15 protein-coding genes are annotated in these 15,193 nt (G+C 34.7%); 13 read left to right on the plus strand and 2 right to left on the minus strand.

Features of this window, described 5'->3' with window-relative positions; translation table 11 throughout:
- Nucleotides 1-23 precede the first annotated feature (23 nt).
- From CRO45_RS01600 to CRO45_RS01640, 9 genes are all read left to right on the plus strand, one after another.
- Nucleotides 24-1,361 carry a dihydrolipoamide acetyltransferase family protein gene (locus CRO45_RS01600; protein ID WP_097147869.1) on the plus strand — a complete coding sequence of 446 codons (1,338 nt, stop codon included), beginning with the start codon at nucleotides 24-26 and terminating at the stop codon, nucleotides 1,359-1,361.
- Between the two features lie 4 nt (nucleotides 1,362-1,365).
- Nucleotides 1,366-2,778 (plus strand): dihydrolipoyl dehydrogenase, encoded by a 1,413-nt coding sequence (gene lpdA, locus CRO45_RS01605; RefSeq protein WP_097147870.1) that lies wholly within the window; start codon nucleotides 1,366-1,368, stop codon nucleotides 2,776-2,778.
- Nucleotides 2,779-3,025: 247 nt separating this feature from the next.
- Complete coding sequence (locus tag CRO45_RS01610) at nucleotides 3,026-4,633, plus strand: ATP-binding protein (protein WP_097147871.1); 1,608 nt, start codon at nucleotides 3,026-3,028, stop codon at nucleotides 4,631-4,633.
- Nucleotides 4,626-5,318 (plus strand): response regulator, encoded by a 693-nt coding sequence (locus CRO45_RS01615; protein ID WP_097147872.1) that lies wholly within the window; start codon nucleotides 4,626-4,628, stop codon nucleotides 5,316-5,318. Before CRO45_RS01610 ends, CRO45_RS01615 begins: the two co-directional genes overlap by 8 nt.
- Before the next feature lie 172 nt (nucleotides 5,319-5,490).
- Nucleotides 5,491-6,513: a tripartite tricarboxylate transporter substrate binding protein gene (locus CRO45_RS01620; RefSeq protein WP_097147873.1), complete on the plus strand. Its 1,023-nt coding sequence runs from the start codon at nucleotides 5,491-5,493 to the stop codon at nucleotides 6,511-6,513.
- Between the two features lie 62 nt (nucleotides 6,514-6,575).
- Nucleotides 6,576-7,025, plus strand: a complete 450-nt coding sequence (locus CRO45_RS01625) for a tripartite tricarboxylate transporter TctB family protein (RefSeq protein WP_097147874.1) — start codon at nucleotides 6,576-6,578, stop codon at nucleotides 7,023-7,025.
- Between the two features lie 18 nt (nucleotides 7,026-7,043).
- Nucleotides 7,044-8,570 (plus strand): tripartite tricarboxylate transporter permease, encoded by a 1,527-nt coding sequence (locus tag CRO45_RS01630; protein WP_097147875.1) that lies wholly within the window; start codon nucleotides 7,044-7,046, stop codon nucleotides 8,568-8,570.
- Nucleotides 8,571-8,714: 144 nt separating this feature from the next.
- On the plus strand, nucleotides 8,715-9,200 hold the full coding sequence (locus tag CRO45_RS01635) for a CidA/LrgA family protein (protein ID WP_097147876.1): 486 nt from the start codon (nucleotides 8,715-8,717) through the stop codon (nucleotides 9,198-9,200).
- Complete coding sequence (locus tag CRO45_RS01640; RefSeq protein ID WP_097147877.1) at nucleotides 9,166-9,852, plus strand: LrgB family protein; 687 nt, start codon at nucleotides 9,166-9,168, stop codon at nucleotides 9,850-9,852. Before CRO45_RS01635 ends, CRO45_RS01640 begins: the two co-directional genes overlap by 35 nt.
- A gap of 393 nt (nucleotides 9,853-10,245) precedes the next feature.
- On the opposite strand, the gene CRO45_RS01645 is transcribed toward CRO45_RS01640, so the two are convergent.
- The gene (locus CRO45_RS01645; protein WP_097147878.1) at nucleotides 10,246-11,715 is read right to left on the minus strand and encodes an aminotransferase class I/II-fold pyridoxal phosphate-dependent enzyme; all 1,470 of its coding nucleotides are present in this window, start codon (nucleotides 11,713-11,715) and stop codon (nucleotides 10,246-10,248) included.
- Nucleotides 11,716-11,857: 142 nt separating this feature from the next.
- On the opposite strand from CRO45_RS01645, the gene CRO45_RS01650 reads away from it, so the two are divergent.
- Together CRO45_RS01650 and CRO45_RS01655 are read left to right on the plus strand one after the other, a co-directional pair.
- Nucleotides 11,858-12,817, plus strand: coding sequence for an NAD(P)H-dependent flavin oxidoreductase (locus tag CRO45_RS01650; RefSeq protein ID WP_097147879.1), 960 nt, complete (start codon nucleotides 11,858-11,860; stop codon nucleotides 12,815-12,817).
- Between the two features lie 20 nt (nucleotides 12,818-12,837).
- Entirely contained in the window at nucleotides 12,838-13,116 is a 279-nt protein-coding gene (locus CRO45_RS01655) for a UPF0223 family protein (RefSeq protein WP_097147880.1), read from the plus strand.
- A 192-nt stretch (nucleotides 13,117-13,308) separates the two neighbouring features.
- On the opposite strand, the gene CRO45_RS01660 is transcribed toward CRO45_RS01655, so the two are convergent.
- Nucleotides 13,309-13,938 carry a YktB family protein gene (locus tag CRO45_RS01660; protein ID WP_097147881.1) on the minus strand — a complete coding sequence of 210 codons (630 nt, stop codon included), beginning with the start codon at nucleotides 13,936-13,938 and terminating at the stop codon, nucleotides 13,309-13,311.
- 116 nt (nucleotides 13,939-14,054) lie between these two features.
- Between CRO45_RS01660 and CRO45_RS01665 the strand changes: the two genes are divergently transcribed.
- Both CRO45_RS01665 and CRO45_RS01670 read left to right on the plus strand, forming a co-directional pair.
- Complete coding sequence (locus CRO45_RS01665) at nucleotides 14,055-14,252, plus strand: hypothetical protein (RefSeq protein WP_036181882.1); 198 nt, start codon at nucleotides 14,055-14,057, stop codon at nucleotides 14,250-14,252.
- A gap of 92 nt (nucleotides 14,253-14,344) precedes the next feature.
- On the plus strand, nucleotides 14,345-15,136 hold the full coding sequence (locus CRO45_RS01670; protein WP_097147882.1) for an inositol monophosphatase family protein: 792 nt from the start codon (nucleotides 14,345-14,347) through the stop codon (nucleotides 15,134-15,136).
- Nucleotides 15,137-15,193: the final 57 nt, after the last annotated feature.

The raw sequence follows: 15,193 nt of genomic DNA on the forward strand, positions 1-15,193 counted from the left end.
TGACCATTGAAAGGGTGAAAACTATGGCGTTTGAATTCCGTATGCCTGATATCGGTGAAGGTATCCATGAAGGTGAAATCGTAAAATGGTTTGTAAAAGTTGGAGATACGATTAAAGAAGATGACGTTCTATGTGAAATACAAAATGATAAAGCAGTAGTTGAAATGCCATCTCCAGTAGAAGGGAAAATTGAAGAAATCGTTGTTGGAGAAGGAAGCGTAGCGGTAGTAGGGGATGTATTGATCCGAATTGATGCACCTGGTTATGAAAATTTAAAACTAAAAGGTGATGCACATCACGAAGAACGTTCTGCAAAATCGGAAGTTACACCAGAAGTACAACAAAGTCATGAACAAATTAATCTTGCACCTGAATCGACACCACAGCCAGTAGCGACAACAACAGAAGAAGTCGTTGATACAAATAAACGTATTATCGCTATGCCGTCTGTCCGTAAATTTGCAAGAGAAAAAGATGTAAATATCCAATTAGTTAATGGATCTGGGAAAAATGGCCGGATATTAAAAGAAGATATTGAAAACTTCTTACAAGGTGGTAATGTAGCACCAGCAGCTGTTGAACAGAACGTTGAAACTGAATTAGTACAGGAAGTTGAAAAAACTACTTCAGCACCAATTCCAGTTTCACTTGAAGGAGAATTCCCTGAAACAAGAGAGAAAATGTCTGGTATTCGAAAAGCGATTGCAAAAGCAATGGTACATTCGAAACAAACGGCTCCACACGTTACTTTAATGGATGAAGTTGATGTAACTGAATTAGTTACACACCGTAAAAAATTCAAAGAAATTGCTGCTGAAAAAGGTATTAAGTTAACTTATTTACCGTATGTAGTAAAAGCGTTAGTATCAACGTTACGTGAGTTTCCAGAGTTCAATCGATCACTTGATGATGCGACTAGTGAAATTATTCAGAAACATTATTATAATATAGGTATAGCTGCTGATACAGAAAGAGGTTTATTAGTACCTGTTATTAAACATGCAGACCGTAAATCAGTTTTCAGTATTTCAGCTGAAATCAATGAACTTGCAACAAAAGCAAGAGAAGGAAAGCTTTCACCTAACGAGATGAAAGGAGCATCATGTTCAATTACGAACATTGGCTCTGCTGGTGGTCAGTGGTTTACTCCAGTGATCAATCATCCGGAGGTTGCTATTTTAGGAATTGGTCGTATTTCAGAAAAACCAATAATAAAAAATGGTGAAATTGTAGCTGCACCTGTGTTAGCATTATCATTGAGCTTTGATCATCGAATGATCGACGGTGCGACTGCGCAAAACGCTTTAAATCAATTAAAACGTTTGCTAGCCGAGCCGGAACTTTTATTAATGGAGGCGTAATATAATGGTAGTTGGAGATTTTGCAATTGAAATTGATACACTTGTAGTAGGTTCGGGCCCTGGTGGTTACGTAGCGGCTATTCGTGCAGCACAAACAGGACAAAAAGTAACTGTTGTAGAAAGAGCTGAGGTTGGTGGCGTTTGCTTAAACGTAGGATGTATACCTTCAAAAGCATTAATATCAGTAGGTCACCGTTTCGAACAAGCGAAACATTCAGAAGATATGGGGGTATTTGCTTCTGAAGTTAAACTTGATTTTACTAAAGTTCAAGAGTTTAAAAACGGCGTTGTTAAAAAGTTAACTGGCGGTGTTTCAGGTTTACTAAAAGGAAATAAAATTGAAACTGTAAAAGGTGAAGCATATTTCGTAGATGCTAACACTGTTCGTGTAGTAGATGGCGATTCAGCACAAACTTACACATTCAAAAATGCTATCTTAGCAACAGGTTCTCGTCCTGTAGAAATCCCTACATTTAAATTTTCTAAACGCGTACTTAGTTCAACAGGTGCTTTAAATTTAACAGAGTTACCTGGTAAATTAGTAGTTATTGGTGGAGGTTACATCGGAACTGAGCTTGGTTCAGCATTTGCTAACTTTGGTTCAGAAGTAACAATTATCGAAGGTGGTAAAGATATTTTAGCTGGCTTCGAAAAAGCAATGACTCAAATCGTGAAAAAAGGCCTTAAGAAAAAAGGTGTAGCAATTGAAGTAAATGCTTCTGCAAAAGGTGTAGAAGAAACTGAAAATGGTGTTATCGTTACTTATGAAGTAGGTGGCGAGGAGAAAAAAGTTGAAGCAGATTACGTATTAGTAACTGTTGGTCGCCGTCCAAATACTGATGAGCTAGGTTTAGAACAAATCGGTGTTGAATTTGGTGAACGTGGTCTTATTAACGTTGACAAACAATGCCGTACAAATATCCCTAACATCTATGCTATTGGTGATATTGTAGCGGGTCCACAACTTGCTCATAAAGCATCTTATGAAGGAAAAATTGCAGCTGAAGCAATTGCTGGTGAAAATTCAGTTGTTGATTATTTAGCGATTCCAGCTGTATGTTTCACAGATCCTGAAATGGCAACTGTTGGTTATAGCGAAGAACAAGCTAAAGCTGAAGGTATTGAAGTAAATGTTGCAAAATTCCCATTTGCAGCAAACGGACGTGCACTTGCATTAAACCAAACTGACGGTTTTGTTAAACTTGTTGCTCGTAAAGAAGATGGTTTATTAATCGGTGGACAAATCATTGGTGCTGGTGCATCTGATATGATTTCGGAAATTTGTTTAGCAATCGAAGGCGGTATGACTGCTGAAGATGTTGCATTAACAATCCATCCTCACCCAACATTAGGTGAAATTACAATGGAAACTGCAGAAGTGTTACTTGGCAATCCAATTCACATTATTTCTAAATAATAAGCGTATCAAAAAGGTCATTCTGTTAAATAGGGCAGAATGATCTTTTTATTGTTTAGTAGTTATTCACTAAATGAATTCGGTTTAATAATAGTCTTTGATTATCCCTTATCTATGAAAAGTATGTAAAACAACAATTAAAATCTACTACATCTTAAGTCTAAGAATTTTTAGAACTCTTTAATTCTTATATTTATTCTATTATAATTACTTAAAGTGTCTGAAAATTAAAACTACGGGGGTATTCATGAAGTTTTCTTCGATGCAGTCAAAATTTTTCTTCTATACCTTACTGATTATATTTTCAATTACGATTGTAACGGGAATATCATTTTACTATACAATTTCGGATGCCATTAAGGAGGAAGTAGGGCTTAAAGCATTACAAATCGCAAAGACAACAGCAAATCGTCCGGATGTGATAGAGGGATTATATACTGAGAATCCTTCAGAAATACTTCAACCAATAGCTGAAGAAATTCGAATAGATACCGAATCGGAATATGTAGTAATTGGTGATAAAAATGGAATTCGTTATGCCCACCCTGTGAAAGAAAGAATTGGAGAGGAGATGGTAGGTGGTGACAATGATGATGCTTTAAAATATGGACTATCCTACATATCAGAAAGTACAGGAACCTTGGGGCCGGCAATTCGAGGGAAAGTTCCGATATTTGGTTATGATGGTGAAATTATAGGAGTAGTTTCAGTAGGATATTTAAAAACAAATATTAATTCAATTTTTTTAAACTACTTAGACAATATAATTTTAATTATACTCATAGGTCTTGTTATTGGAACTTTTTGCTCATTTCTGCTATCGAAGCGAATAAAGAAAGACCTACTAAATTATGAACCTAAAGAAATTGCAGAATTATTGAAGCAACGAAATGCATTAATCGAGTCTGTTCGTGAAGGTATAATTATGGTAAATCAAAACGGGATTATTACCGTTGCAAATTCAGCTGCCTATAAAACGTTATCCATGTGTGAAAATGATCAATTAATAGGCAAGGAAATTCGAGATGCTATTCCTAATACAAATATGTACGAAGTACTTAAAACCGGTGAAAAACAACTCGATAAACCTATAGAAATAGGTGGAAAAAAAACAATTGTTAACCGAATTCCAATTTGGAATGAAGGTAAGGTAGTAGGAGCTGTTTCTAGTTTTAGGTTGCAATCCGAAATAGATAGTCTTGTAATGGAATTATCACAGGTGAAAAAATATACGGAAGCTTTACGAGCTCAAACCCATGAATACAATAACTTTTTATATACCATTTCAGGATTGGTTCAACTAGAGAATTATGATGAAGCAATTAGTTTAATACATAGTGAACGGGCTGATCAAGGAAGTTTGATTCATTTTATTTCCTACCGGATAAATGATTCCTTCATAAATGGTATATTAATAGGATTCTTTAATAGGGCAAAGGAATTGAAAGTGAAATTTATTCTAGACGAGGATAGTAAACTAGAACGACTACCGAAAAAACTGCCAAAGCATCTTTTTGTATCAATATTAGGTAATCTCGTCACAAATGCTTTCGAAGCAGTTGAACATCTAGAAGAAAAAAATCGAATCGTTCGTGTTCTTATTGTAGATCTATCTAGTGAAATTATTATTGAAGTTGAAGATAGTGGAAAAGGATTAGATGACGATTTAAAAAGTGTTCTATTTGAAAGAAGGGTATCTACAAAGGGGAAAAATAATGACCAGCACGGATTTGGTTTAATAAAAGTTAGTGAAAGTGTAAAAGAGTTGGGTGGTGAAATTTCCATAGAGAAAGGAGACCTTGGAGGGGCTTTATTTATCGTCGTGGTTCAAAAGGGGGAATATAATCATGAATGAAGTAATTGAAGTATTAATTGTAGAAGATGATAGGAGAATTGCTCAGATTCACCAAAAATTTATTGAAAAAATAAATGGTTTTCGAAATATTGGGATAGCTTTAACAACTGAAGAGGCAGTTGATTGGATTGATTCCTTTAAGCCACATTTAGTTTTGCTAGATGTGTTTTTTCCAGATAATCTAGGAACTGAAATTTTAGAGTATATAAAAGCTAACAGCCCAGAAACTGATGTTATTTTCATCACTGCTGCATCGGAAACTGACATTCTAAAAAAGGCTTTTCGCGGTGGAGTGGTAGATTATTTATTGAAACCACTAACATTTGAACGCTTTAAAGAGAGTTTAGTAACTTATCGAAATAAGCGAACACTTTTCGAAAGAAATACCCACTTAGGGGAAGAGGAAATTAAGGAAATCTGGATTTCTTCAAAAGAAAAAGATGTTATGTTAGGTCAAGCTACACCAAAGGGTATTGATGCTATTACAAGGGGAAAAGTATATGATTACTTAAAGACATGTATGGAAGGGATTACCGCAGAAAAGCTAGGGATTGAACTAGGTATCAGTCGTTCCACTGCAAGGCGTTATTTGGAGTACCTTGTGTCTGAAAATATGGTGTTTACCGATTTAATATATGGAACGGTAGGAAGACCAGAAAGACGTTATTTTATAAATAAACTTTAAAAACATCGACAATCATGTTCGATGTTTTTTTATGCGAAAATAGTATGAACAAAATGGGTATTATGAACAAAATACTAATTTATTATCCTTTTATTGTAAAGAGAATGCGCTTTCATTAACTTATATATATACATCCAATTAAACAAAGGTGTATATCAAAGGGGGAAAATAAATGAAGAAAAAACTATTAATGCTATTTACGATGTTGATCTTAAGCATCGGTTTAGCTGCTTGTGGCAATAATACTTCATCAAGTAATTCATCTGGCACAGATGCCTCAAGTTATCCAGAAAGAAATATTACAATTGTTGCACCATCTGGGGCTGGTGGTGGATGGGATTTAACTGCACGATCAATTGCTAAAATCATGTCTGAGACAAAATTGGTAGAGAAAGCCATTACAGTAGAAAATAGAGCTGGTGGCGGAGGAGCTGTATTCATGGCAGAATACGCAACAAAAGAAGCTACCAATGATTATATGTTAATGACTAAATCTCCACCTATTTTAATTAATAATTTAAAAGCTGAAGGAAATAGTCCTTATGGATATAAAGATACAACACCGCTTGCTCAGTTGACGAAAGATTATGGTGCGATTGTAGTAAAATCCGATTCATCTTTTACTAGTTTAATAGAGTTGTTAGATGCGATTAAAGCTGATCCTACATCGATTACCCTTGCAGGGGGATCTGCTCCAGGTTCAATGGATCATTTAGTAGGTGTATTACCAGCTTACGCATATGGAATCGACCCAAAACAAGTAAAGTATGTTTCTTATGATGGTGGTGGTGAAGCGATTGCTGCACTTCTCGGAAATAACGCAGATGTAATTGCTACTGATGCTTCATCAATTGGTGAATATGTTAAGTCGGGAGATGTAAAGGTATTAGCGGTAAGTTCAAGTGAACGTCTACCGGGTGTTTTAGAAGTTGTTCCTACCTTTAAAGAATTGGGTTTAGATGCTGAGTTTACTATTTGGCGAGGACTATTTGGACCTAAAGATATGTCTGATGAAGCCTTTAATTATTGGAGTACGAAGTTAGATGAAATGGCTGCAACAGAAGAGTGGCAAATAGAACTCGAAAGAAATGGATGGCAGCACGAATATCGAAATGCTGAAGATTTTACAGTATTTTTACAAGAACAGGAAAAAGTTATCGGGGATTTATTAAAGGCTCTTGAAATGCATAAATAGGTTTCCAGAAAGAGGAGCGAATGTTTTAAAGCTCCTTTTTCTATTTTGGAGGTGTAAAAAAAATGAGTAAAACATTCGATAAATTTACAGGAGTTATTTTTTTACTAATTAGTATTTTATTTATCTTTGAGAGTTTAAAAATTTCTGGGAGTGCTTATGGTTCAGCTGTCGGACCTAAGACATTTCCCTTAATTCTCGGAGTCGTACTCGGTCTTTTAAGTTTAAGATTGTTATATGAAACGTTTAAATTAAAATCAGAAAAAGAAGAAAAAGAAACTTTTAATTATAAAAGATTTGGAATTATTTTTGTATCAGCTGTAGCCTATGTCTTTTTACTAGAAATTATAGGTTATGTACTTTCAACGTTTATCTTTTTAGTTATAGCCTTTCAAGTGATGGAGAAAGGTAAACTTCTTTATACATTAATTATTGCTGCATTCTTTACATTTGGGGTTTATGCAATGTACGTTCAAGTGCTTGGAGGCAGTTTACCAAGATTTTCTTTATTCTAAAGGGGTGAAATTGTATAAATGGAAATAATCACATATCTATTAAATGGATTTGCCATTGCATTTCAATGGCATAATATCTTATTTGCCCTAATCGGTGTAATTATAGGTACAGCAGTAGGTGTACTTCCTGGCATTGGGCCCATGAGTGGTGTGGCATTATTAATTCCGGTTACTGCAACAATGACATCAGGAATGCCAACTGAAGCTGCAGCTGCAAGTTCAATAATATTGTTAGCGGGAGTATATTATGGGGCGATGTATGGAGGTTCTACGACTTCTATATTAATTAATACACCTGGAGAATCTTCTTCAGTGGTTACAACACTTGATGGTTATCAAATGGCTAAACAGGGTCGTGCAGGGGCTGCTTTATCAATCGCTGCGATTGGTTCTTTTGTTGCAGGAATTATTTCTTTAATAGGATTGATTTTATTAGCTAAACCATTATCTAATATTGCATTACAGTTTGGACCAGCGGAATATTTTTCGCTTATGCTTCTAGGGCTTTGTGCTGTTAGTGGTCTTGCAGGAAAATCGATGACAAAAGCGTTAATTATGACTGTAGTCGGGCTAATGCTTGGAACAATAGGGATTGATACAGTATCCGGAATCGCACGATTTACATATGATCAACCGGTATTGTACGGTGGATTAGAATTTCTAACGATTGCAGTTGGACTATTTGCATTAGGAGAAGTATTTAAAACAATACTTGAAAAAAGTGACAGTACTCAACCGATTGCTAAAATCAAACGAATATTACCAACAAAACAAGATTTAAAAGATAGCGCTATACCAATAACTAGAGGATCTTTAATGGGATTCTTTATCGGGGTTTTACCTGGGGCAGGGGCTTCAATAGCATCATTCTTTTCATATATAACAGAAAAAAAGTTTAGTAAAAATCCGGACTCATTCGGTAAAGGGAATATTGCTGGTGTTGCTGGTCCAGAATCAGCCAATAATGCAGCTTCTGGTGGGGCAATGATCCCTTTACTAACGTTAGGAATTCCTGGATCGGGAACTACTGCAATTCTTATGGGTGCTTTTATAATGTACAATGTTCAACCAGGTCCACTATTATTTGATGATCATCCAGATATCGCTTGGGGATTGATAGCAAGTATGTTTATTGGGAATTTATTTTTACTAATATTGAACATGCCTTTAGTAAAAGTTTTTGCAAAAGTTGTACAAACCCCTCCGAAGTATTTATTACCAATTATTATTGCGATTTCTTTCTTTGGTGTATACGCTGTGCAATATAATACATTTGATTTATATTTACTTTTAGCTTGCGGATTTTTAGGTTATTTATTTTCAAAACACGATTATCCAGTTGCTCCATTAGTACTTGCATTAGTACTTGGACCAATGATGGAAAATAATATGCGCCGTGCATTAACAATCTCGAATGGTGATTGGAAAATATTTATTACTCAACCGCTTTCCTTAATTTTTATCGTAATAGCTGTTGCGTGGATTTTAGTACCAATTATACTAAAACTTATTGGACGAAAAGTAATTGTAACAGATGAAGGGTAATATTTATATGCCAATCTAATATAATATCAAAAAAGGTGACCAATCTGGTCATCTTTTTTGATATGATGAGATCCATTAATATCCACGATAGACATAAATGAATGTTCGGCGTAAAATTACCAATATGGAGAGGTGAATGTCACTTTGAAAGAAACTTTACAAACCACCATTATTCGATTTGTTCGAACAGCTGTACAAATTATTCTGCTATATGGATTTCACTATATAGGTGTTTTCATCGTTACCTATACTAAAATACCATTACCCCCAAGTGTAATTGGATTTATTTTATTATTTATGTGTTTACTATTAAATTGGGTTAAGGTTGAATACATACGTGACGGTGCAAGCTTCTTAATAAGCTTTATGTTAATTTTTTATATACCACCTTTAATTGGAATTATTGAATATCCAGAATTACTATCACCAACAGGAGTAATATTATTTGGTGCTGTTATAATAAGCACACTTTTTACTCTATTTATTACTAGTTTTCTAGGTCAAAAAATAGAGAAGAGAGAAGAATTGTTTAAAAACAAGTCTACTAAATTGGAAATGCGTAAAGAATTAGAAATAGAAGAGGCATTAGAAGGAGATGAGGAAAGTGAACGTAGTACTATCAATCATTAGCACTATTGTTATTTATTTATTGATGGCAAAGCTTTACCAACGTTTCAACTATCCATTCCTACTTCCGGTTGTAACGGCTTCTATTATAATAATAGTGGGACTCTTAGTTTTACATATTCCATATGAAGTTTATATGGAAGGCGGGAAATGGTTACAACATTTATTAGGACCTGCTATTGTCGGTCTTGCCTATCCACTCTACAATCAACGACATTTATTAGTGAAATATAAATATAGTATTATATCCGGATTGTTTATCGCAATGATTAGTGGGTTGATTAGTGTATATGTATTATTAGTTTTATTTAAAGTAGAAAGAGAATTAATTTTGACGGCTTTACCAAAATCCTTAACAACACCAATTGCAATGCAAGTAAGTGAAACGATTGGTGGGATTGCACCCCTTACAGCTGCTTTAGTTATGATTGCAGGTTTTGCTGGTGCGATATTTGGCCCTGCTATATATAAACTTGCTAAAATCAATTCTCCAATTAGTCGGGGGATATCAATGGGGAGTGCTAGTCACGGAGTAGGCATTTCAAAGTTAAATGAATATGGAGAAGAGGACTTGTCCATAGGTTCTGTATCTATGAGTTTAAGTGCTGTTATTGGAGCGGTAATATGTCCTATCTTTGCGATACTATTTTTATAATAATTAAGTGTATTTAATACAATGCGAAATGGATGGCATAATTCTTAAGTGTTAAGAATTATGCCATTTTTTTATTTGTAAATTAAAGCCAATTGGTAACTGCTTTATGTTAATATACTAATGTAATGGTAATTTTTACAAATGAGAGGGAGCATAATGCAGCTAAAGTCTTTGGGGGAATTAGGGAATCGATTATTATATACTATTATGTTTTCAGCAATAGTCATTATTGTATTAGTTATTACACTAGCTGATTAAACGTTATACGAATCGAAGGAAATAGGTCGAAATCGTGTGGTCAGATATAAATAATTAGTTGAACAAAAGAAAAAACGCAACTTATTTTTAGTAAATAACTAAAGTAAGTTAGCGCTTTTTTATTCATATTTAACTTTAGAATATTGGCATTCGCTCTTTTATAACTCGAATCGTTTTTAATGATGGATCTTCAGGTCCTTGAACTGGAAGGCCAGCATCTATATTCATCTGAATATATTTAATGTTTTCTTCAGTTATTATTTCCCCGGGAATGAATATTGGTATCCCAGGTGGATAAACCATAATAAATTCTGAACATATATATCCAGCGGAATCTTCTAATGGTACCATTTCCGTTTGAGCATAGAAAGCGTTACGTGGAGACATCGCTAGTGCAGGGATATCAGGTACACGTACATTCGACTCTACAATTGTAGCCTCCGAATCAAAAGCTTGTGACATACGTTGTAGTGCGTTAATTAAAAGATTTACTTCTTTTTTCGTATCACCTAACGTGATAATACAAAGAATGTTATATAGGTCAGATAATTCAACTTCAATGTTTGCATTTTGACGAAGCCATTCTTCCGCTTGATGACCTGTAATCCCTAAATCTTTTACACTAATAAGTAATTTAGTTGGATCCATATCATACGTAGCAGAATTGTTAAGAATTTCTCGGCCTACACACTTTAAATGCGGTATTTTATTAATACGTTTTCTTGCGTCTTTGGCATTACGAATTGCTTCATCGATTAACTCATACCCATTTACGGCTAATTGACGTCTTGCGGCATCTAATGATGCTAAAATAGGATATGAAGTTGAAGTTGTTGTTAACATTGAAAATACCGATTGTATACGATTAATTGAAACGAGTCCTTCACGGACATTTAAAACTGAACTTTGAGTCATCGAACCACCAAGCTTGTGAACACTAGTAGCAGCCATATCTGCACCAGCTTCCATAGCGGAAATTGGAAGTTCATCATGAAATTTTATATGAACACCATGCGCTTCGTCTACTATGACAGGAATATTACGCCCATGAGCAAGATCAACTATTTTTTTCAGATCTGCTGCAAATCCATAATAAGTAGGATTAATAACAAGAACAGCTTTTGCATCTGGATACGTATCTAACGCTTTTTCAACAGATTCTGCTGAAATACCATGGGAGATACCATATTCCGTATCAATTTCCGGTGCGATAAAAATTGGGATGGCACCTGCTAACACGATTGCTGACATGGTTGATTTATGCACGTTACGAGGTACGATAATTTTATCACCAGGACCGACAACTGTAAGTATCATTGTCATGATGGCCCCACTAGTACCTTGAATTGAGAAAAATGTATGGTCAGCACCAAAGGCTTCTGCTGCTAATTTTTGCGCTTCTTTAATTACACCCTTTGGTGAGTGTAAATCATCTAGCGGAGCTATATTGATTAAATCAATTGATAAAACGTTGTCGCCGACGAACTCACGAAAAGCAGGATCCATTCCTTGACCTTTTTTATGTCCAGGTATATGAAATTGGATTGGTTGTCTATTTCGATGTTTGAGTAATGCGTCGAACAAAGGAGTTTCTAACTGTGACAACGCAGGTACCACCTCACTTTATTAAAATACAAAACAAGAAGAATTATAGCACCTCTTCAGCTTTGTGACTATATAAAAATACAGGAATTTTATTTACTAGTAAAGTAAAATAATAGAAACAAGATTATAGGGGGAAATACGTATGAAATGGGAAACACGTATAACACAATTATTGGGCATTCAGTATCCAATTATACAAGGGGGATTAGCTTATCTTGCTTATTCAGATTTAGCAGCAGCAGTTTCAAATGCAGGTGGACTTGGACAAATTACAGCATTAAGCTTAGAATCTCCTGACTTGCTAAGAGAAGAAATTAAAAAGGTTCGAGAAAAAACTGATAAACCATTTGGAGTAAATTTTGCTTTTGGAAATCATGGAAAAGGGTACGAGCCCATGGTACAAGTAGCGATTGAAGAGGAAGTACCAGTTATTACAATGACGGGTGGAAATCCAACACCAATGTTTGAATTACTTAGAGATAGTAAAGCGAAGAAACTTGTTCTTGTAGCTGCGCGCAGACAAGCTCAAAAAGCTGAAGAACTTGGTGCAGATGCTGTTATGGTTGTTGGACAAGAAGGCGGAGGTCATCTAGGTCGTGATGATGTAGGAACAATGGTACTTGTACCTCAAGTTGTTGATAGTGTATCGATTCCAGTCATCGCTTCTGGTGGTATAGGTGACGGAAGAGGATGGATGGCAGCACATGCATTAGGTGCTGAAGGGATTGAAATGGGAACGCGCTTTATTGCAACAAAAGAGTGCGTTCATGCATCACAAAATTATATTAACGCATTACTAAATAGTACTGAGACAGATACTACAATTATTAAAAGATCCATTGGTGCTCCAGCTCGTGCATTAAAAAATTCGTTCACAAACAAAATTTTGGAAATCGAAGAAGTTACCCCTACTTATGAAGCTTTACGAAATTATATTAGTGGTGAAGCAAATAAAAAATTCATCTACGATGGAGACGAAACGAACGGGTTTGGTTGGGCCGGACAAGTAACTGGAATGATTAAAGATGTTCCATCTGTTTCAGAACTGATTCAACGAATGGTTGCACAAGCTGAGGAAATACGAGTAAAATGGGGACAATAATGTAAAAGGCAGGGTTTTATATGGAATATTCTTATCCGTTTTCACCGGATTGGACAACAGATGAAATTATCGCGGTTGTACAATTTTTTGAAGGTATAGAAAAAGCATACGAAAAAGGGATCGTACGAGAGGAAATGTTATCTTTGTATCGACGTTTCAAGGAAGTTGTCCCTTCACAAGCAGAAGAGAAATCTGTTTTCCGTGAATTTGAAGAAGCGAGTGGGTATGTTAGCTATACTGTAGTAAAACAAGCGAAAGAATTAGAGAATGGACAAACTATTAAAGTAACTAAAAAATAAGTAAAAAAGGGATGCTGTTGAATTTTTACTAAATGCAACAACATCCCTCTTAAGTAATTGTTAAATGGTTACACTTTTAACAACAAATTGTTTAAAAAAATAAATTAAAGAAATTAAGTAGAAAAATGTAATGTTTCCTGTTCATCCGTGCATATTAATTATACAACACAAAAAATTAGACATTATTTTTAATTAACTTTGAACCATTATTTTGTAAATTGGTAAGAGAGCATCAAATGTATCTTTAGTAAGATTCACAAACTCATCGGGTGACAATTGAACAGCCTCTTCACGTGAAATATAGCGACCTACTAAGAAATCTCTTTTTTTCACATCTCGAAGTTTTTCAAGTGCGTGTTCCAATTGTTCTTCTCGTCCTACTTCTAAAGATATTACTTCTTGAGACATATGATTACCTGAAAAAACAAAATCATTTGGCAAACTATTGAAAATTTCTTTATTTTCAAGAAGTCGGTTAGCCATTACAGTTTTTTGTGGAGCTTCATAAATAATTGCAATAATGATGAATAAATAATTGTCCCATAGACCAATTTGAAAATGAGGAAGTGATTTATAGCCACGTTTATATGACGAAAATGCTACCCAAGAATCTTTAGGAGGATTGACTGTCCTTCTAGCATGCTTTGCAATATGTGGGAAAAATTCCTCTCCTAGATTAACACTGAAATAGTCAGAAAATAGTTCACCTAGTAGTTGGAACTTTGGACGAACAATTGATGTTAATGCTTCCATTCGTTGTTCAAGACCATCAATCTTAAATACATCAAAATCTTTATTAGTCCATTGAACTTGTTCTAACATTTTACTACCACCTTTTGAGAAAATTAATGTTTATTTTCTATTGTTTTTGGGAAAAATTTTGTAACAATAGCTTTTCGTTAAAAAAGTTTTTTAAATAGGAAAGGGAAGTGATTCATATGAAACAGATGATTAAAATTATACGTAAAGTTGACATTGAAAAGCAATACGAACATGTTTTACGTTTAGAACTTGATTATGAATTAGCCTCACTTTATTCCGCAATGCAAGGTAATGATGAGAAAGAAATGGAAAAGTGTAAAAAGCGCTTGAAGGAGATCCAAGACGAATTAGATGGTCTACATGCTTATGTATGATCAATCCAAAGCACTATAAAAAATCACTTGCAAAATTAAAAATTTGCAAGTGATTTTTTGTTATAATGTACTTATGGGGAAGGTGGGGGAGAATGGATTTATATCAGATTAATGAGTTTGCTAAAGAAATCATTTTTGAAGCAGGAAAAAGAATACGTCATTCGTTTTCTTATGACATGGTTGTAGAAACAAAGTCCGATCCGAATGATTTAGTAACTAACATTGACCGGGAAACAGAAAGTTTTTTCATTGAAAAAATTAAACAGTTTGATGCGAACCATAGAGTATTGGGTGAAGAGGGTATGGGAGAGAAAATTGAATCCCTTGAAGGTCCTGTTTGGATTATAGACCCTATTGATGGCACTATGAATTTTGTTAAACAACATCGTCATTTTATGATATCTATCGGTTTTTATGTTGATGGTATTGGAAGATTAGGTTACATATTTGATGTAATGAGGGAAGATTTGTTTTATGCAATTGCTGGTGAAGGTGCATGGTATAATAATTCACCTTTAAGAAAACTAAAACCTTTAACATTGGAAGAAGCGGTTATTGGTATAAACGCCAGTTGGGTAATTCCTAATCGTAAGTTAAATCATGAAAAAATTATCGAATTAGTTAGGACTGTGCGGGGAACTAGATCGTATGGATCTGCAGCAATGGAAATTGCTTTTGTCGTAAGTGGAAAGTTAGACGCATATATATCCATGCGATTATCTCCTTGGGATATTGCTGGTGGAGTGATAATTGCAAATGAAGTGGGAGCTATCGCTACGAACTTAAATGGTAATGATGTTAATTTATTAACCAATGATACGTTTATCATAGCAAATCCTTCAATACATCAATTGATTTTGAATAGTTATATCGAACAAAAATAGATAAATCCACAATTGCTAAAGTAGCGAACTTTAGTAATTGTGGATTTATGTTTTTTA

The sequence above is a fragment of the Ureibacillus acetophenoni genome (assembly GCF_900220965.1).
Lineage (GTDB): Bacteria > Bacillota > Bacilli > Bacillales_A > Planococcaceae > Ureibacillus > Ureibacillus acetophenoni.